The organism is Citrobacter amalonaticus (assembly GCF_002918555.1).
In the GTDB taxonomy this organism is placed as follows: domain Bacteria; phylum Pseudomonadota; class Gammaproteobacteria; order Enterobacterales; family Enterobacteriaceae; genus Citrobacter_C; species Citrobacter_C amalonaticus_A.
On record NZ_PQMB01000002.1, the window covers coordinates 595,197 to 614,833 of the forward strand.

The following is a 19,637-nucleotide window of genomic DNA, read 5'->3' on the forward strand; positions in this document are numbered from 1 at the left end:
TTAATCTCATCAAATTCCCCACTGATGCTGAACAGGAGAAATATCATGACTAAACCTTACGTAAGACTTGATAAAGACAATGCAGCCGTTCTACTGGTCGACCATCAGGCTGGACTGCTCTCACTGGTCCGGGATATTGATCCCGATAAATTTAAAAACAACGTCCTCGCACTGGGCGACTTAGCAAAATACTTCAAACTGCCGACCATTCTGACAACCAGCTTTGAAACAGGACCAAACGGACCGCTGGTACCAGAATTGAAAGCTCAGTTCCCCGATGCGCCCTATATTGCACGTCCGGGTAACATTAACGCATGGGATAACGAAGATTTTGTCAACGCGGTCAAAGCGACCGGCAAGAAACAACTGATTATCGCGGGCGTCGTAACAGAAGTGTGCGTCGCCTTCCCTGCTCTTTCCGCCATTGAAGAAGGATTTGACGTTTTTGTCGTGACAGATGCTTCGGGTACATTTAATGAAATTACCCGCCATTCGGCATGGGATCGGATGTCACAGGCTGGCGCTCAATTGATGACGTGGTTTGGCGTAGCATGCGAACTCCACCGCGACTGGCGCAACGATATCGAAGGACTGGCGACGCTGTTCTCCAGTCATATCCCCGATTATCGCAATCTGATGACCAGCTATGACTCGTTAACGAAGCAGAAATAAAAAACCGGGGCTTGATGCCCCGGTCAAACAATATGTCATCCGACACATTATTAACTAGCTGGCCACCGTTACGCCCACGGTCATATGCAGACCATAGAACACACCGCGACCGATCAGCTCGCCCACCAACAGCAGCACAAACGCCACTGAAAGCAGCGGCACCGCCGGCTGATAGCCTTTAAGTTGCGGAACAATCCAGCAGCAGAGCGCTACCGCCAGCATCACAATGCGCCAGGCCATCAGCGAACCATAATCCGGCACCAGCGCAGAAGCCTGCTGGATAGAGCTGTGAATTGTCGCCAGCTCAGCCCCCTGCATTACCGACATGATGGCGCTGACCACCAGCGCAAGCAGCGAAACTGCTGGCAGCAGACGCATTGCCCAGCCATCGACACCCGCGATACGCAGCAGCAAATAGCCTAACAGCGGGCCTCCCATGAACAGCGTCAGGAAGAAGCCCAGCGGCGTCCAGACACTATACCAGGTAGGCACCGTGTCAATGCTGTTATATACGCGGACCATCATCCAGACAAAGATGACGCCCAGTACCATCGTGATAATCAGCCAGAGATTACGCAGCGCCGGAGAGAGCTTTTTCAGCATTGCCAGCAGCCAGCCAATGCCACCTACAGCAAAGAAGATCGAGCCACTGGCTATTTCGTTACTCAGCGCCGAAGCCCCGACACGATTGAGTGAGTTAAAGGCGCGCATCGGGGAGCCCAGATGCAACATAGAGGCGATAAAGCCAATGCCCATCAGTACCCACAGACCGAACATACAGGCGATAACCCGCTGTTCTGTTTCAGCACGCAGATTGCCTTTCATCAGCGCCAGGGCGAGTACGATAAAACCGCCGACCACACACTGTCCGAAAACCGTGAAGATCATCAGCGGCCATTCATGCCATCCACTACCCATCTTACACCTCCTTCGGATTCGCCAGATAACCGGTGGTATCTCCGGTCGGGCGGCTGTTGGCATTCGGTTTGATCACAATACTTGGCTTCGTGAAGTGCGCCCCCGGTAACGGAGCAACAGCAGCCAGATCGCCATGTTTTTTGCGCAGTTCGTCGATGGGACCAAAATCCAGCGCACGCAGCGGGCAGGACTCCACGCAAATCGGTTTTTTACCTTCCGCCACGCGGTCATGGCAGCCGTCGCATTTGGTCATATGTCCCTTTGCCGCGTTGTACTGCGGCGCGCCGTACGGACAGGCCATATGGCAGTAGCGGCAGCCGATGCAGACATCTTCATCCACCACCACAAAGCCATCTTCCCGCTTGTGCATCGCGCCGCTCGNCAGCAGCCAGATCGCCATGTTTTTTGCGCAGTTCGTCGATGGGACCAAAATCCAGCGCACGCAGCGGGCAGGACTCCACGCAAATCGGTTTTTTACCTTCCGCCACGCGGTCATGGCAGCCGTCGCATTTGGTCATATGTCCCTTTGCCGCGTTGTACTGCGGCGCGCCGTACGGACAGGCCATATGGCAGTAGCGGCAGCCGATGCAGACATCTTCATCCACCACCACAAAGCCATCTTCCCGCTTGTGCATCGCGCCGCTCGGACAAACTTTGGTACAGGCCGGATCTTCACAGTGGTTACACGCAATGGAGAGATAGTAAGCAAAGACGTTCTGATGCCAGACGCCGTTGTCTTCCTGCCAGTCGCCGCCCGCATACTCATAGATGCGGCGAAAGCTGACGTCCGGGGTTAAATCTTTGTAGTCCTTGCAGGCCAGTTCGCAGGTTTTGCAACCGGTGCAACGGCTGGAATCGATAAAAAATCCATACTGGGTTGTCATCGGTTACTCCTTATACCTTTTCAACCTGAACAAGGTTTGTATGTGACGGATTCCCCTTAGCGAGAGGAGACGGACGCTGAGTGGTCAGCACGTTAATACAACCGCCCTGATCGATACGTTTTGTATCCGGGTCGTACCAGGCGCCTTCACTCACCGCGACAACGCCAGGCATCATACGCGGCGTCACTTTCGCCTCGATATGCAGCTCACCACGACCGTTAAATATCCGCACCTTGTCCCCGTTACTGATGCCACGTTTTTGCGCATCCATCGGGTTAATCCACATATCCTGCCGACAGGCGGCTTTCAGCACGTCAACGTTGCCGTAGGTGGAATGCACGCGAGACTTGTAGTGGAAGCCGGTCAATTGCAACGGATAGTCTTTGGTCAGCGGATCGTTGTAGTTTTCAAACCCTGGGGTGTAGATCGGCAGCGGGTCAATGACATCCCCTTCCGGCAGTTCCCAGGTCGCCGCTATATCCGCCAACGCCTGCGAGTAGATCTCAATTTTGCCCGTCGGCGTCGTCAGCGGATTCGCCTGTGGATCTTCACGGAAGGCTTTATACGCGACGTGATGACCTTCCGGGTCGCGCTGCTTAAAGATGCCCTGCTTGCGGAACTCTTCAAACGTCGGCAGATCCGGAATCGCTTTACGTGACTGTTCGTACAGATGACGCATCCACTCTTCCTGGGTACGTCCTTCAGTAAACTGCTGCTCCACGCCCAGACGCTTCGCCAGCTCGCTGGTCATCTGATAGATAGTCTTGCACTCAAAGCGCGGCGTAATGGCCTGGTCAGTGAAAATGACATAGGACATATTCCCGCAGGACGCATCCAGCGCAAAGTCCATCTGCTCAGACGCGGTGCAGTCCGGCAGCAGGATATCGGCATATTTCGCTGAAGAAGTCATGTGACAGTCAATGACAACAATCATTTCGCACTTCTTGTCATCCTGCAGAATTTCATGCGTGCGGTTGATTTCAGAATGCTGGTTAATCAGGCAGTTACCAGCATAGTTCCAGATCATCTTAATCGGAACATCAAGCTTATCTTTTCCGCGCACGCCGTCGCGAAGGGCGGTCATTTCCGGGCCGCGCTCAATCGCGTCGGTCCACATAAACATAGAAATACTGGTCTCAACCGGATTTTCCAGGGTAGGCATACGCTCAAACGGCAAACTGTATGAGCCTTCACGCGCACCGCTGTTGCCACCGTTAATTCCGACGTTACCGGTCAGGATAGCCAGCATGGAAATCGCGCGGGTGGCAATTTCACCATTGGCGTGACGCTGTGGCCCCCACCCCTGGCTGATATAAGCCGGTTTAGCGCTGCCGATTTCACGCGCCAGTTTAATAATACGATCCGCCGGAATTCCGGTAATCTGCGCCGCCCACTCTGGCGTTTTCGCAGTACCGTCTTTTCCCTCTCCCAGAATATAGGCTTTATAGTGGCCGTTCTTCGGCGCGCTGGCAGGTAACGTTTTCTCGTCGTAACCCACGCAGTATTTGTCGAGGAACGGTTGATCGACCATATTTTCGGTGATCAGGACATACGCCAGCGCATTCACCAGCGCCGCATCCGTACCAGGGCGAATCGGGATCCATTCGTCTTCACGACCCGCGCCGGTGTCGGTATAACGTGGATCGATAATAATCATCCGCGCCTTTGATTTCTGCCGCGCCTGTTCGAGGTAGTAGGTTACCCCACCGCCGCTCATGCGGGTTTCACCTGGGTTGTTGCCAAACAGCACCACCAGCTTGCTGTTTTCGATATCGGAAGGACTGTTTCCGTCTGCCCATCCGCCGTAGGTGTAGTTCAGACCGGCGGCAATCTGCGCGGAGGAGTAATCACCATAGTGATTCAGATAACCGCCACAGCAGTTCATCAGGCGGGCGACCAGCGTTTTACCTGGTGGCCAGGAACGGGTCAGGGTACCGCCCAGCGTACCGGTACCGTAGTTCAGATAGATGGATTCGTTACCGTAGTCTTTGATCAGACGCTGCATATTGCTGGCGATGATCTCGTAAGCCTCATCCCAACTGATACGTTCAAATTTGCCTTCGCCACGTTTACCCACGCGTTTCATCGGATACTTCAGGCGATCCGGATTATAAACGCGACGCCGCATAGAGCGTCCACGCAGGCAGGCGCGAACCTGATGCAGCCCCTCGTAGTCATCGTCACCGGTATTGTCTGTTTCCACGTACTTGATTTCGTCGTCCACTACATGCATTCGCAGCGGGCAACGGCTCCCACAGTTTACCGTGCAGGCGCTCCAGATAACTTTTTCATTGCTTTGTGCAGGACTGATGGCTTCAGCTGCATTAACTATTCGGGTGAATGGCAGGGTAAACGCGCTGCTGGCCACGGCCAGTCCGCCTATCGCCGTCGTTTTTACCAAACCACGACGACTCACCTCAGTTGCCAGTACGGCATCGGGGATCTTAGTTTTCATAATGGCTCACTCTGCTTGCTCGTAATTAACAAAAGCAAAAAATCGCTGTATATTTATATACACAACGATGATATCGTTATATAAGTTTGTATATAATTAATTCCTGAAAAACAGCGTGAAATACTGCTTTTCACTCTCAGGGAGTATTACCCCGAAGGGAGTAAGGATCATTGTCCGGTATCAAACAGGCACAAAAAAAGCGCCGGAAGGCGCTTTTCAGAAGTGAGAGGACGGGGGATTAACCGATATATTCCAGTCCGTTCATATACGGACGTAAAACTTCCGGCACCTCAATACGGCCATCAGCCTGCTGGTAGTTTTCCATTACGGCAACCAGAGTACGACCTACAGCCAGACCAGAACCATTCAGAGTGTGAACCAGACGGGTCTTTTTATCTGACTTGCTGCGGCAGCGAGCCTGCATGCGACGCGCCTGGAAATCCCAGACGTTAGAACAGGAGGAGATCTCGCGATAGGTATTCTGCGCAGGGATCCACACTTCCAGATCGTAGGTTTTGCACGCGCCGAAGCCCATGTCACCCGTACACAGGATGATTTTACGATACGGCAGACCGAGCAGTTGCAGAACTTTTTCTGCGTGACCGGTCATCTCTTCCAGTGCGTCCATAGAATCTTCCGGACGGACTATCTGCACCATCTCAACTTTATCAAACTGGTGCATACGGATCAGACCACGGGTGTCGCGACCGTAAGAACCGGCTTCAGAACGGAAGCACGGCGTATGCGCGGTCATTTTGATTGGCAGTTGATCTTCGTCGATGATCTCATCGCGTACCAGGTTGGTCAAAGGCACTTCCGCAGTCGGGATCAGCGCGTAGTTGCTGCTGTCAGCCTCTTCTTCCAGCGGACGGGTATGGAACAGATCGCCGGCAAATTTCGGTAACTGACCGGTGCCATACAGCGTGTCATGGTTGACCAGATACGGTACATAGTTTTCACCGTAGCCATGCTGCTCGGTATGCAGATCCAGCATGAACTGCGACAGTGCACGGTGCATACGGGCAATTTGCCCTTTCATCACCACAAAACGAGAACCTGTCAGCTTAACCGCAGCCGCAAAGTCAAGCCCCGCGTGCATTTCGCCCAGCGTTACATGATCGCGCACCTCGAAATCAAACTCGCGTGGAGTCCCCCAGCGGCTGACTTCAATGTTGTCATTTTCATCTTTGCCCACCGGAACTTCATCGGCCGGCAGGTTAGGAATGGTCAGCGCAATATCGCGGATCTCTGCCTGTAAGGTGTCCAGCTCAGCTTTGGCTGCATCCAGCTCTTCGCCCAGCTTGTTCACTTCCAGACGTAAAGGCTCAATGTCTTCCCCGCGCGCTTTCGCCTGGCCGATGGATTTCGATCGAGAGTTACGCTCTGCCTGCAGGTTCTCGGTATTGACCTGCAAAACTTTACGACGCTCTTCAAGAGCGCGCAGCTTATCTACATCCAGCTTAAAGCCCCGGCGTGCCAGTTTTTCAGCGACTGCGTCTGGCTCATTACGCAGCAGATTGGGATCGAGCATGCTTATCCTGTGCTTATCGAATTGAAATAGGAAAAAGTGACCACAGCCTGCAGTCACAGGGATACATTGCCAACATTACCGCAACGCCTGCGCTAACGGTAGCGTTTTATAGGGCTATTTTGATCCTGTCCGGCGAGCCAGGCGAGCTTTTCGCCAATCTTGCCCTCAAGACCTCTGTTTGTCGGGTGATAATAGCGTGTTTGTGCCATTTCCTGCGGGAAATATTCCTCGCCTGCAGCATAAGCATTAGGTTCGTCATGAGCGTAGCGATACTCCTGACCGTAGCCCATCTCCTTCATCAGCTTTGTCGGCGCATTACGCAAGTGAACCGGTACATCGTAATCCGGACGTTCGCGGGCATCGGCCAGCGCCGCTTTGAAAGCGGTATAAACCGCATTACTCTTCGGTGCGCAGGCTAAATAGACAATTGCCTGCGCAATTGCTCTTTCGCCCTCGGCTGGACCGACCCGGGTAAAGCAATCCCATGCGGAGATCGCCACCTGCATCGCACGCGGATCTGCATTTCCGACATCTTCAGACGCGATCGCCAGACAACGGCGGGCGACATAAAGCGGATCGCCACCGGCTGAAATAATACGGGCATACCAATAGAGCGCCGCATCCGGAGCGCTGCCGCGAACCGATTTATGCAACGCAGAGATCAGATCATAAAAGCGGTCGCCTTTGTTGTCGAAGCGGGCACTGCGCTCTCCGGCAATTTCGGTCAACAGCGCTGGCAGCAATACTCGCTTTCCGCTGGCGTCCACTTCCGCCATATCCGCCATCATTTCCAGCGTATTAAGCGCCCGACGCGCGTCACCGTTGACCAGTTCAGCAATCGCCCGACACGTCTCGTCTGGTAGCACAATAGCCTGTTCGCCGTAGCCACGCGCTTTATCTTCCATCGCCTGACGTAGCACATGCTCAATATCTTCAGTGGTCAGCGATTTGAGTAAATAGACGCGCGCGCGTGACAGCAGCGCGGAATTAAGTTCAAACGAGGGATTTTCGGTCGTTGCACCAATAAAGGTAATGGTGCCATCTTCAATATGGGGTAAGAAGGCATCCTGTTGGCTTTTGTTGAAGCGATGAACTTCATCGACAAACAGAATGGTACGACGTCCGGCATTTCGATTCTGACGGGCGCGCTCGATGGCCTCACGGATCTCTTTAACGCCGGAAGTTACTGCCGAGATGCGCTCCACGTCGGCGTTGGCATAGCGGGCAATCACTTCTGCGAGCGTGGTTTTACCGGTCCCTGGCGGCCCCCATAAAATCATCGAATGCAGATGACCGGCCTCAATTGCGCGAGGCAAAGGCTTACCCGCTGCCAGCAAATGCTGCTGACCAATGTATTGCGCTAAATTTTCTGGCCGCATACGTGCGGCCAGTGGTTGAAAGGTATTATCAGAAAAATCGAGCGACAGATTGCTCACTCATCGCCTCTACTTACGTTGGTCGTCTACCGTTACACCTTGCGGTGGAGTAAAGGTAAATTTCGATGCTTCAACAGCGCCATTTTGCTGAGATTTCAGCTGATAGCTGCTGCGCTGATCGTCCTGTTCTACGGCGCTGAACTGATGAATAGTTCCGTCGCGCCCCACGTTGATAGTGAACTGCTTCAGGTTACCGCTGCTGGTTTTGGGCGTCAGAACAAAGTCATCGCCGTTCTGCCTGATGTTATACTGCTGCCAGTCGCTGGACTGATTGCGTGCAATCAGCATAAACGGCGTGTTACCCGTGGCGTCTTTCAGCCAGGTCGCCGTTGCCTGTTCGACAAACGGGTTAAAGAACCACAGAGTTTTACCATCAGAAACCAGAATGCTCTCGTCAGGCTGTGTCATGTGCCAGTTAAACAGATTTGGACGCTTAACCCACAGATCGCCCTGACCTTCCTGAACGGCAGCGCCGCTGCCATCAGTCACTTTCTGGGTAAAGCTGGCATGGAAACTGCTGACTTTATCCAGGCGACTTTTCAGATCGCTGGCGGCATCCGCCCATACGCTGCTCACGACGAAACCTGAGAGTAATGCACAGGTGATTGCAATTTTTTTCATCATTGTTCCTCAAAATACGTCACTCCCGACCGGGAGATCCCTCTGCTATCCATTCCAGGCCAAAAATCAGCAGGAGGAAAGAAGAAAATACTGAATTTTTAAATATTTACCCAACTTTGCAATCACTCGAAGGGAGGCGGTGCCAGCACTTCTCGATTACCATTATGGCCCTGCTCGCTGACAATCCCCTGCGCTTCCATCTGTTCGATGATGCGCGCCGCACGGTTATAACCGATACGGAACTGGCGCTGTACGCCAGATATTGAGGCTTTGCGCTTCTCAGTGACAAAGTTAACTGCCTGATCGAATAGTGCGTCCAGCTCTTCGCCACTGTCAAAACCGCCGCTGCCACCTTCACTTTCACTGTCGGAGGTAATGCCATCGACATATTGCGGACGGCCGCGTGCTTTCCAGTCCTGAACTACCGCATGGACTTCCTGATCGCGGACAAAAGCACCGTGAACACGAACCGGCATTGATGAGTTCGGCCCGGAATAGAGCATATCCCCCATTCCCAGCAGCGATTCCGCACCGCCCTGATCGAGGATGGTACGCGAGTCAATCTTACTGGACACGGTAAAGGCGATACGGGTCGGGATGTTGGCTTTAATCAGACCGGTAATGACGTCAACCGACGGACGCTGCGTCGCCAGCACCAGGTGAATCCCTGCCGCACGCGCTTTCTGCGCCAGACGAGCAATCAGCTCTTCGACTTTTTTACCAACGGTCATCATCAGGTCGGCAAATTCATCCACCAGCACGACAATGTAAGGCAATTTTTCCAGTACAGGATGCTGAGCATCCATACTGTCGCCCGGTTTCCAGTACGGATCTGGAATCGGACGTCCCATCCGCGCGGCTTCCGCGATTTTCTCGTTGTAACCTGCCAGATTACGCACGCCAAGCGCAGACATCAGCTTGTAGCGACGCTCCATTTCATTCACGCTCCAGCGCAGGGCATTGGCCGCGTCTTTCATATCTGTGACCACTTCCGTCAGCAGATGCGGGATACCTTCGTAGACCGAGAGCTCCAACATTTTTGGGTCGATCATGATGAAGCGAACATCTTCCGGCTGCGCTTTATACAGCATGCTGAGGATCATGGCGTTCACCCCCACGGACTTACCGGAACCGGTTGTACCGGCAACCAGCAGGTGAGGCATTTTGGCCAGATCCGCAATAACCGGATCGCCCGCGATATCTTTACCCAGCACGATGGTCAGCGGCGATGGATTCTCGCGGAATTTCGCGTTATCCAGCACCTCACGCAGATACACGGTCTGACGTTTTTTATTCGGCAGTTCCAGGCCAACGTAAGGTTTACCTGGAATAACTTCCACCACGCGTACCGCAACGGTTGATAAAGAACGCGCCAGGTCGCGGGAGAGGTTAGAAATACGCGCGGCTTTGACCCCCGGTGCCAGATTAAGCTCAAAGCGGGTGATCACTGGCCCAGGGGAATAGTTCACCACATCGGCCTTAATACGGAAATCCGCCAGACGTGCTTCCACCAGGCGTGCCATCTGCTCCAGCGCAATGGTATCAACAGGTTCAACCTCACTCGGCGGCGGGGTCAATAGATCCAGCGATGGCAGAGGGGTGCTCGGTCTCTGCAGCGGACGACTGTCGCCATTACGCATCAGCAGCGGATGGATCAAACTTTCCTGCGCCTGCGGAGCAACTGGCTGCTGCGGCTGCTGATACTGCTGCTGCGTCGCTACCGGCTGCTGCGGCTGCTGATACTGCTGCTGCGGCGCTACCGGCCGTTGCGGCTGCTGATACTGCTGCTGCGGTGCTGCCAGCTGTTGCGGTTGCTGATATTGCTGCTGTGGCGCTACCGGCTGTTGCGGCTGCTGATACTGATGCTGTGGCGCTATCGGCTGTTGCGGCTGCTGATACTGCTGTTGCGGCGCTACCGGCTGTTGCGGCTGCTGATACTGCTGCTGTGGTGCTACCGTCTGTTGCGGCTGCTGATACTGCTGCTGCGGCACGGGCGCGACTTCCGGCATGACGCCCGGCGTGAACAATGGTTCATGAGGGCCATCATCCACCAGCGTTTTCATCGGCGAAAATTCAAAATCATCCAGCGAGAATGGATTTGCTCCGGCAGGTTGCTCCCCTGAGTAACGCTGCTGCTGTGATGAGGCAAACTGGCGCGCCAGTTCAGCTTCAGCCGAGGCATCCTCGTCCTCAACCTGAGAAACCTCATGCTGATACTCGTTGCCATAACGATTCTGTTGCGACTGTGCAAACTGGCGAGCCAGCTCATCCTGCTGCATGACATCAATTTCATCATCGCCGTAGTCATTATCGGTATGATTCTGATACTGCCCTGCTTCACGCGCTTTCTCTTCGGCGATACGCTGCGACGGCAATTTTATGCCATATGACGCCAGCTCACGTCGCGTTGGAACACGCACTCGATTCGGACGCGGCAACTGCGGGCCAATCCCCTCTTTTACCTGCGGACGCGGAGCACCACCATTTGCCAGACTGAACACAGGAGCGGCAACAGCACCCGCAGCCAGCGTCGCCTCCTTCACACCTGCCGCGACTGGCGCAATTGCGGCGGCAGCTTCTACAGGAGGAACTGAAGCAGTAACGGTGGCAGAAGGTTTAACAGGCTCTGGCTTTTCAAGCGGTTCAGGAATTGGCTGATACCATGCAGCCAGTTGCTCGCGTTCACGCGCACGCTTCTCTTCCACTTCTTCAAAATAGTAGAGCGGCGGGCGAGCCGGTTTTGTCTCTTCCACCACAGGTTCTGACGCGGAAACAGCAGGCGGCTGTTCAACAACAGGTTGCTGGAATGTGGATTGATGCTGATGATAATCCGGCTGTGGCACGGGTTCCTGTTGATTAACCGGTTCCGGTTGCCAGGTTTGCTCTGCAGCGGGTTCCTGTGAGTGCCACTGTGTTTGCGGCTGTGGCTCGACAGGCTGAGCATATACGGGGTCAGCCGCCTGCGGGGCATAATATTGCTGCGGAGAATTGCCTTCAACAGGCTGTTGCCATGGCTCGTACGGCATATTCTGCGGCTGAGCATACTCTTGCGTATGCGGCGGGTAGCCTTCCGGCGCAGGCGCTATGACCGGCTCAACCGTTTGCGGGCCGGGAACCGGCTGCCACTCGACAACCGGCTGAACAGAAACCGGTTCGCCTTCCGGAACTTGCGGCATTGGCACAATGGGGTCGACCGGAGCCGCCCACGTCTGAGTTGCAGCCGTCGCTGCAGCAGCAGCTGCAACAGGCTCAGTAACAGAGTGACCATTCAGCAGCGGATCGTACTCATCATATTCCAACTGCATCGCCCGATTCCCTGAGAACAACACGTCATCAGGATCGGCCGCCACGCCACGCGCACTGTATTCAATCTCTTCATCATCATCCATGCGTTTGCCGGAGAACAGCGCCGCATCGGTATGACGACCACGTGGGTTAATAAATTTCTCAGCCAACCGTTTACGGCGCGCCAGCGCGCCACGAAGAATACGTGCCCGACGGGATTCGCGTTTCACGCCATCCGTTTCGTCTTCGTACTCTTCATCATCTTCATATTCGTCGTCTTCCACCCACGTATCGTCACGACGGGTGCGATTACTGGCGAACGTCAGGATATTCAATAACCAGCCGCCGAGTTTTTCCGCAATGCTGACCCATGACCAGCCGGTAAAAAGAGTCAGGCCCGCAGCCCAAATACACAACAACGTGATCGTTCCGCCGCTGCTGTGCAACAACGGTTTTAGCGTAGTGCTCAACAGGCTGCCAATAACGCCGCCAGAGGCAAAATACCAGATGTCATCGGCATTGATTGCCGCCAGGCCGCAGGAGGTCAGGATCAGCGCCAAAACGCCAATAATACGCAGTGAGACGGCAAAGTAGTCAATATAGTCATCGTTGGTCTGATGTCGCCAGGCAAACCAGCAGCCGCCAACAATGATTACCGGGATGGTGTAAGCCATCACCCCAAAAATGAAAAACAGAGTGTCAGCCAGCCACGCGCCCGGCGCACCGCCCAGGTTATGGATAGGCTCGTGCCAGGCCGTTTGCGACCAGCTGGGATCTGAGGGATTAAAGCTCAGTAAAGCGGCCATCAGCCAGACGGCAAAAAGCGCAATAAGGATCAGCAACGCCTCCAGAAGTCGGCGCCCGCTGCTTAACTTGGTCAATGTGACTTCTTTGTCTTCAGTGTATTCCTGGCTCAAAAAAGGCTCTCCAGGTTTCGGGCTTTTCCTGCCCGATGCTAAAACGGACAACAGCACCAGGTTGCCCTGGCACTGTTGCTGTATGGATTAACAGGAGTGTAATCAAAATACGCCGATTTTGCACCTGTTCCGTATTAGCGCGTCTTAATAACCAGACGATTACTCTGTTTGACTTCTTCCATCACCACGTATGTACGTGTGTCATTCACGCCAGGCAGACGCAGCAGGGTCTCACCCAACAGCTTACGGTACGCTGACATATCCGGCACGCGTGTTTTCAACAGGTAGTCGAAATCACCGGAAACTAGATGACACTCTTGAATTTCTTCAAGTTTTTGTACAGCAGAGTTAAATTGTTCAAACACATCCGGCGCACCACGATTCAGAGTAATCTCAACAAAAACCAAAAGTGATGCATCCAGATAATGTGGGTTCAACAGTGCCGTATAGCCCTGAATAAAACCCTGTCTCTCCAGACGACGCACACGCTCAAGGCAGGGCGTCGGGGAAAGTCCCACTCGTTTAGAAAGCTCGACATTGGAAATACGCCCATCCTTTTGCAACTCATTAAGAATGTTACGATCGATACGGTCGAGATCTTTGCCAGGACGCTTCTTGCTATCTACCATTATTATTGTCTCTCTGTATTCCTTCCCTACTCCTGCCTGACTCTATACACATCACTGTTTAGAGTCGCTGCCCATCACAATAGACCGAAACCCAGAGGGATTAACGGCGCGCAATGCCTGGGTCTATGGTGAGAAGACCGTTGCCTCACGGCTGCTATCGACATCACGAATGGCGTCTGTCCACGCCATGCGTAGATTTCACTAGCCCGGTAAACATGGTATTTACATGCATGATTATGCGGCACACACATAACACTGTTTTTCTCTTCAAGGAATGTTTTCGCAAAACAGCAGGTGATTGTCAAAGCAAAACATCGATTTTTAGTACAACATGCCAGTTATTCATTCAGAGTGGTGGTAAATCGTCATTTTATCACCTTATAACTGACTCCGTTTTAGTAGCAATCATTATGATCCAGACGCAAATTCCCCCATTCATCGGCTTCTGCTATTACACAAATTGTTAACAAAATCGCTGCACTCTTTTTTTACGTCTGCAAATTCCCTACAATCCTGCCCATTGTCTGCCAACAACTATGGGGATCTCATGGGCACGACCAAACACAGTAAACTGCTTATTCTTGGTTCAGGACCTGCGGGATATACCGCTGCTGTCTACGCAGCGCGCGCAAACCTGAAACCGGTTCTGATTACCGGCATGGAAAAAGGCGGCCAACTGACCACCACAACAGAAGTGGAAAACTGGCCTGGCGATCCAAACGATCTGACCGGCCCGCTGCTGATGGAACGCATGCATGAACATGCAACAAAATTTGAAACCGAAATTATCTTCGATCACATCAACAAAGTGGATCTGCAGAATCGTCCGTTCCGTCTGACTGGCGACAGCGCAGAATACACCTGCGATGCGTTGATCATTGCCACCGGCGCCTCCGCGCGCTATCTGGGTCTGCCATCAGAAGAAGCATTCAAAGGCCGCGGCGTTTCCGCTTGCGCGACGTGTGATGGTTTCTTCTACCGCAACCAAAAAGTGGCGGTCATCGGCGGCGGCAATACCGCAGTTGAAGAAGCGCTGTACCTGTCGAATATCGCGGCTGAAGTGCATCTGATTCACCGTCGTGACAGTTTCCGTGCAGAGAAGATCCTGATTAAGCGTCTGATGGATAAAGTCGAGAACGGGAATATCGTGCTGCACACCCATCGCACGCTGGAAGAAGTCACCGGCGATCAGATGGGCGTCACCGGTCTGCGTCTGCGCGATACACTGAATGCCGACAACATTGAATCTCTTGACGTTGCAGGTCTGTTTGTCGCCATTGGTCACAGCCCGAACACCGCCATTTTTGACGGTCAACTGGCGCTGGAAAACGGCTATATCAAAGTGCAGTCCGGCATCCACGGTAACGCGACTCAGACCAGCATTCCTGGCGTATTTGCTGCCGGGGACGTGATGGACCACATTTACCGTCAGGCGATCACCTCTGCGGGCACCGGCTGCATGGCAGCGCTGGACGCTGAGCGCTACCTGGATGGTCTGGCTGACGCCTGCAAATAGTTTACAAATCAGTAACAAAAGTAAAAAAGGCGACTAGAAGTCGCCTTTATTTTTGCCTCGTTGTAACATTGCCCTGCAAAAAAATACCGATAACTCACCTGCTAAGCGTGCAATGAACAAAACCCGTCAAAAAGAGTTAACCCGCTGGTTAAAACAGCAAAGCGTCATCTCCCAGCGCTGGCTGAACATTTCGCGTCTGCTGGGGTTTGTGAGCGGCGTATTGATTGTTGCTCAGGCCTGGATCATGGCGCGCATTCTGCAGCATATGATAATGGAGAATATTCCCCGCGAAGCGCTGCTGCTCCCGTTCGTCCTGTTGGTGCTGGTCTTCATTCTGCGTGCCTGGATTGTCTGGCTGCGGGAACGCGTCGGATTTCACGCCGGACAGCACATTCGTTTTGAGATCCGCCGACAGGTACTGGACAGGTTACAACAGGCTGGGCCCGCGTGGATTCAGGGAAAACCGGCGGGGAGCTGGGCGACGCTGGTGCTTGAACAAATTGACGATATGCACGATTACTATGCGCGCTATTTGCCGCAGATGGCCCTTGCCGTCAGCGTTCCGTTACTGATTGTGGCGGCGATTTTCCCCTCCAACTGGGCCGCTGCGCTGATTCTGTTAGGCACAGCGCCGCTTATTCCGTTATTCATGGCAATGGTGGGCATGGGCGCCGCCGATGCTAACCGTCGCAACTTCCTGGCGCTGGCCCGCCTGAGCGGTCATTTTCTCGATCGCTTACGCGGGATGGAAACGCTGCGCATTTTTGGTCGTGGCGAGGCCGAAACAGAGAGTATTCGCGCCGCGTCACAGGATTTCCGCCAGCGGACAATGGAAGTGCTGCGTCTTGCCTTTTTATCTTCTGGTATCCTTGAATTCTTCACGTCACTATCCATTGCGCTGGTCGCGGTCTACTTTGGCTTCTCTTATCTCGGTGAACTCAATTTTGGTCATTATGGTGCCGGCGTTACGCTCGCCGCGGGCTTCCTGGCTCTGATTCTCGCCCCGGAGTTTTTCCAGCCGCTGCGCGATCTGGGCACGTTCTATCACGCGAAAGCGCAGGCCGTTGGCGCGGCCGACAGCCTGAAAACGTTTCTGGAAACACCGCTCGCCCATCCGGAACAGGGGGATGTTGAACTGACGACCCAGGATCCGGTTACCATTACAGCAAAAGATCTGGTTATCACCTCGCCTGAAGGAAAAACCCTTGCCGGGCCACTCAATTTTACCCTCGCACCCGGAGAGCGAGCGGTACTGGTCGGGCGCAGCGGTTCCGGGAAAAGTTCGCTGCTGAACGTGCTCTCAGGCTTTTTGTCTTATCAGGGTTCACTGTGCATCAACGGCACAGAACTTCGCGATCTATCACCAGAATCCTGGCGTAAACATCTCTCCTGGGTCGGACAAAACCCGCAGCTGCCCGCGGCGACGTTACGGGACAACGTTCTGCTGGCGCGTCCCGATGCCAGTGAGCAAGCGTTGCAAAAAGCCCTCGACAGCGCCTGGGTAAGTGAGTTTCTGCCCCAATTGCCCCAGGGTGTTGATACACCGATCGGCGATCAGGCGGCGCGTCTGTCAGTGGGTCAGGCACAGCGTGTGGCCGTGGCGCGCGCGCTGCTAAATCCTTGCAAACTGTTATTGCTGGATGAACCCGCGGCCAGTCTGGATGCGCACAGCGAGCAGCGTGTAATGCAGGCGCTCGGTGCCGCGTCAAAACGTCAGACCACCCTGATGGTAACGCACCAACTCGAAGATCTTGCCGACTGGGACACGATTTGGGTGATGCAGGACGGTCAGATTGTCGAGCAAGGCCATTATGCAGAACTGAGCGCGGCCGGTGGCCCATTTGCGACGCTATTGGCTCATCGTCAGGAGGAGATCTAAATGCGTGCTTTGCTACCCTATCTGGCGCTGTATAAACGTCATAAGTGGATGTTGCTCCTCGGGATCGTACTGGCCATCGTTACCCTGCTGGCCAGTATTGGTCTGCTAACGCTTTCCGGCTGGTTCCTGTCCGCTTCCGCCGTTGCGGGGGTGGCAGGTATCTACAGCTTTAACTACATGCTGCCCGCCGCTGGGGTGCGCGGTGCGGCGATTACCCGAACCGCCGGGCGTTATTTTGAACGTCTGGTCAGCCACGACGCAACGTTTCGCGTACTTCAGCATCTGCGCATCTACGCGTTCAGTAAACTGCTGCCCCTCTCCCCTGCCGGGCTTGCCCGTTATCGTCAGGGCGAATTGCTCAACCGGGTGGTCGCCGATGTCGACACGCTCGACCATCTCTACCTGCGCGTAATTTCGCCGCTGGTTGGCGCTTTTGTGGTGATACTGGTGGTGACGGTTGGGCTGAGCGTGCTCGATTTCACGCTTGCGTGTACGCTTGGCGGTGTGATGTTGTTGACGCTGTTTATCATGCCGCCGGTCTTTTATCGGGCCGGGAAAAGCACCGGGCAGAATCTCACCCACCTACGCGGCCTGTATCGCCAGCAGCTAACCGCCTGGCTACAGGGACAAGCCGAGCTAACCATTTTTGGCGCCAGCAAGCGCTACCGTTCACAGATGGAAGCAACCGAATTGCAGTGGCATGAAGCGCAACGCCGCCAGTCGGAATTAACTGCGCTATCCCAGGCCGTAATGTTGTTGATCGGGGCGCTGGCCGTGATGCTGATGCTGTGGATGGCATCCGGCGGCGTTGGCGGAAACGAACAACCCGGTGCGCTGATTGCTCTGTTTGTCTTTTGCGCGCTGGCAGCGTTTGAAGCTCTGGCTCCGGTGACGGGCGCATTTCAGCATCTGGGGCAGGTGATCGCATCCGCAGTGCGTATTACTGAACTCACCGGACAGAAACCGGAAGTGACCTTCCCCGAGGCGAAGCTGGATGTTCCCGAACACGTGACGTTAACCCTGCGCGAAGTTTCATTCACTTATCCGGAACAGGCGCAAACCGCGCTGAACACCCTCTCTTTACAGGCGAATCGCGGAGATCACATTGCCATTCTGGGACGCACCGGCTGCGGTAAATCGACATTATTACAGTTACTGACCCGCGCCTGGGATCCGCAAAGCGGTGAAATTCTGCTAAACAACCGCCCTCTTTCGACGCTGAGTGAGGCAACGCTGCGTCAGACCATCAGCGTGGTCCCCCAGCGCGTGCACCTGTTCAGCGCAACATTGCGCGACAACCTGCTGCTGGCTTCCCCCAGCGCCAGTGATGAAATTTTGTCTGAGACGCTGGGTCGTGTGGGTCTGGAGAAACTGCTTGAAGACGGTGGACTTAACAGTTGGCTGGGTGAAGGTGGACGCCAGCTCTCTGGCGGTGAGCTTCGCCGTCTGGCTATTGCCCGCGCTCTGTTGCACGATGCGCCGCTGGTGCTGCTTGATGAACCCACTGAAGGACTGGACGCCACCACTGAGAGCCAAATGCTTGAATTACTGGCCGATGTGATGCGTGAAAAGACCGTCCTGATGGTCACGCATCGTCTGCGTGGATTGTCGCGTTTTGATAAGATTATCGTGATGGACAACGGACAAATCATTGAGCAAGGTAATCACGCAGACCTGTTAGCCAGGCAGGGGCGTTATTACCAGTTTAAGCAAGGTCTGTAAAAAACGGGTTCAGAGACCGTATAGTGTTGCAGCCAGTCAGGACACGGACAGCGTGGAACAAACGGAGCGTACACGCAATACGTGAGGATGTGAGCACTGCCCTGGTTCAGACTGGCAAATAAATTAGCCCGATGGGTCTGGCTCTAAGCTATTATTGGACGATCCGACTCTCGCGTACTGGAGTTATGCTGTCATGCGCCTGGTTCAACTCTCTCGCCACTCAATCGCCTTCCCTTCACCGGAAGGCGCGTTACGTGAGCCTAACGGTCTGCTTGCACTTGGCGGCGACCTTAGTTCTGCACGCCTGTTAATGGCGTATCAGCACGGTATTTTCCCGTGGTTTTCACCCGGCGATCCGATCCTTTGGTGGTCGCCGGATCCGCGCGCAGTCCTGTGGCCTGATACATTTCATGTCAGCCGCAGCATGAAGCGTTTTCATCACCATTCTCCTTATCGTGTGACGCTAAACCATGCCTTTGGTAAGGTCATTGAGGGCTGCGCAACCGAACGTGAGGAAGGGACATGGATCACACTCGGCGTGCTTGAGGCCTACCATCGTTTGCACACCCTGGGGCATGCGCATTCCATCGAGGTGTGGCACAATGATGAGCTGGTTGGCGGCATGTATGGCGTTTCGCAAGGCACATTGTTTTGCGCTGAATCGATGTTCAGCCGTCAGGAAAATGCGTCTAAAACCGCACTGCTTGTTTTTTGTGCGGAATTTGTTCGCCAGGGTGGAAAACTGCTCGATTGCCAGGTGCTCAACAATCATACCGCATCCCTGGGAGCCGTCGAAATTTCACGCAAAGAGTATCTGGAACACCTTGAAATAACGCGTCAGCAGCGTTTGCCAGAGGATTTTTGGGTACCACGAACGTTATTTTCGCCTCAGGAGTGAATGTTTTCGGCACATTTTTTGTCGGGGTGTTATAATTGCGTCGCAGAGTTGGTTTAGCCCATTACCCCGCTACCGTTAAGGAACCTTTCGCGTCAGGTAACGCCATCGTTTATCTCATCGCTCCCTTAATACGTTGCGCTTCAAGTGCGGCTTTGCCGTGTGCTTTTGGAGAATTTCGGAGTAATGCGCCAAATTTCATTTGCTGCGTTTTAAACGCACAAATCTTTACTTATTAAAAGAACTTCGGCATTATCTTGCCGGTTCAAATTACGGT

The 19,637-nt window shown here is 54.0% G+C and carries 12 protein-coding genes and 2 pseudogenes; 5 read left to right on the forward strand and 9 right to left on the reverse strand.

What is annotated here, in order from left to right; translation table 11 throughout:
• The first annotated feature begins 45 nt into the window (after positions 1 to 45).
• Positions 46 to 672, forward strand: coding sequence for an isochorismate family cysteine hydrolase YcaC (gene ycaC / locus C3432_RS08345; protein WP_103776163.1), 627 nt, complete (start codon positions 46 to 48; stop codon positions 670 to 672).
• Positions 673 to 726: 54 nt separating this feature from the next.
• Here the strand turns inward: ycaC and C3432_RS08350 are convergent, their stop codons facing one another.
• The 9 genes and pseudogenes from C3432_RS08350 to lrp form a co-directional block, all read right to left on the reverse strand.
• A complete protein-coding gene (locus tag C3432_RS08350) occupies positions 727 to 1,590 on the reverse strand; it encodes a dimethyl sulfoxide reductase anchor subunit family protein (protein WP_103776164.1) in 864 nt (287 codons plus the stop codon).
• Between the two features lies 1 nt (position 1,591).
• A pseudogene (locus C3432_RS08355) lies at positions 1,592 to 1,971 on the reverse strand (4Fe-4S dicluster domain-containing protein); the annotation flags it as partial.
• A gap of 2 nt (positions 1,972 to 1,973) precedes the next feature.
• Positions 1,974 to 2,474 (reverse strand): annotated as a pseudogene (gene dmsB, locus C3432_RS08360) (dimethylsulfoxide reductase iron-sulfur subunit DmsB); the annotation flags it as partial.
• Positions 2,475 to 2,484: 10 nt separating this feature from the next.
• Positions 2,485 to 4,929, reverse strand: a complete 2,445-nt coding sequence (gene dmsA / locus C3432_RS08365; RefSeq protein ID WP_103776165.1) for a dimethylsulfoxide reductase subunit A — start codon at positions 4,927 to 4,929, stop codon at positions 2,485 to 2,487.
• 238 nt (positions 4,930 to 5,167) lie between these two features.
• A complete protein-coding gene (serS, locus tag C3432_RS08370; protein WP_103776166.1) occupies positions 5,168 to 6,460 on the reverse strand; it encodes a serine--tRNA ligase in 1,293 nt (430 codons plus the stop codon).
• A 92-nt stretch (positions 6,461 to 6,552) separates the two neighbouring features.
• The gene (gene rarA, locus C3432_RS08375; protein WP_103776167.1) at positions 6,553 to 7,896 is read right to left on the reverse strand and encodes a replication-associated recombination protein RarA; all 1,344 of its coding nucleotides are present in this window, start codon (positions 7,894 to 7,896) and stop codon (positions 6,553 to 6,555) included.
• Positions 7,897 to 7,905: 9 nt separating this feature from the next.
• Positions 7,906 to 8,517 carry an outer membrane lipoprotein chaperone LolA gene (gene lolA, locus C3432_RS08380; protein WP_103776168.1) on the reverse strand — a complete coding sequence of 204 codons (612 nt, stop codon included), beginning with the start codon at positions 8,515 to 8,517 and terminating at the stop codon, positions 7,906 to 7,908.
• Between the two features lie 122 nt (positions 8,518 to 8,639).
• Positions 8,640 to 12,719, reverse strand: a complete 4,080-nt coding sequence (gene ftsK, locus C3432_RS08385) for a DNA translocase FtsK (protein WP_103776169.1) — start codon at positions 12,717 to 12,719, stop codon at positions 8,640 to 8,642.
• A 134-nt stretch (positions 12,720 to 12,853) separates the two neighbouring features.
• Positions 12,854 to 13,348, reverse strand: a complete 495-nt coding sequence (gene lrp, locus C3432_RS08390) for a leucine-responsive transcriptional regulator Lrp (RefSeq protein ID WP_002439523.1) — start codon at positions 13,346 to 13,348, stop codon at positions 12,854 to 12,856.
• 547 nt (positions 13,349 to 13,895) lie between these two features.
• Here lrp and trxB point away from each other — a divergent pair.
• From trxB to aat, 4 genes are all read left to right on the forward strand, one after another.
• Positions 13,896 to 14,864 carry a thioredoxin-disulfide reductase gene (trxB, locus tag C3432_RS08400; protein ID WP_103776170.1) on the forward strand — a complete coding sequence of 323 codons (969 nt, stop codon included), beginning with the start codon at positions 13,896 to 13,898 and terminating at the stop codon, positions 14,862 to 14,864.
• Between the two features lie 112 nt (positions 14,865 to 14,976).
• Positions 14,977 to 16,743 (forward strand): heme ABC transporter permease/ATP-binding protein CydD, encoded by a 1,767-nt coding sequence (gene cydD, locus C3432_RS08405; protein WP_103776171.1) that lies wholly within the window; start codon positions 14,977 to 14,979, stop codon positions 16,741 to 16,743.
• Positions 16,744 to 18,465 carry a heme ABC transporter ATP-binding protein/permease CydC gene (gene cydC, locus C3432_RS08410; protein WP_103776172.1) on the forward strand — a complete coding sequence of 574 codons (1,722 nt, stop codon included), beginning with the start codon at positions 16,744 to 16,746 and terminating at the stop codon, positions 18,463 to 18,465.
• A 193-nt stretch (positions 18,466 to 18,658) separates the two neighbouring features.
• Complete coding sequence (gene aat, locus C3432_RS08415) at positions 18,659 to 19,363, forward strand: leucyl/phenylalanyl-tRNA--protein transferase (protein ID WP_103776173.1); 705 nt, start codon at positions 18,659 to 18,661, stop codon at positions 19,361 to 19,363.
• The last annotated feature ends 274 nt before the right edge of the window (positions 19,364 to 19,637 follow it).

Coding starts and splice junctions, on each gene's coding strand:
- ycaC (WP_103776163.1), top strand. CDS start 46: ATGACTAAACCTTACGTAAGACTTGATAAAGACAATGCAGCCGTTCTA.
- C3432_RS08350 (WP_103776164.1), bottom strand. CDS start 1,590: ATGGGTAGTGGATGGCATGAATGGCCGCTGATGATCTTCACGGTTTTC.
- dmsA (WP_103776165.1), bottom strand. CDS start 4,929: ATGAAAACTAAGATCCCCGATGCCGTACTGGCAACTGAGGTGAGTCGT.
- serS (WP_103776166.1), bottom strand. CDS start 6,460: ATGCTCGATCCCAATCTGCTGCGTAATGAGCCAGACGCAGTCGCTGAA.
- lolA (WP_103776168.1), bottom strand. CDS start 8,517: ATGAAAAAAATTGCAATCACCTGTGCATTACTCTCAGGTTTCGTCGTG.
- lrp (WP_002439523.1), bottom strand. CDS start 13,348: ATGGTAGATAGCAAGAAGCGTCCTGGCAAAGATCTCGACCGTATCGAT.
- trxB (WP_103776170.1), top strand. CDS start 13,896: ATGGGCACGACCAAACACAGTAAACTGCTTATTCTTGGTTCAGGACCT.
- cydD (WP_103776171.1), top strand. CDS start 14,977: ATGAACAAAACCCGTCAAAAAGAGTTAACCCGCTGGTTAAAACAGCAA.
- cydC (WP_103776172.1), top strand. CDS start 16,744: ATGCGTGCTTTGCTACCCTATCTGGCGCTGTATAAACGTCATAAGTGG.
- aat (WP_103776173.1), top strand. CDS start 18,659: ATGCGCCTGGTTCAACTCTCTCGCCACTCAATCGCCTTCCCTTCACCG.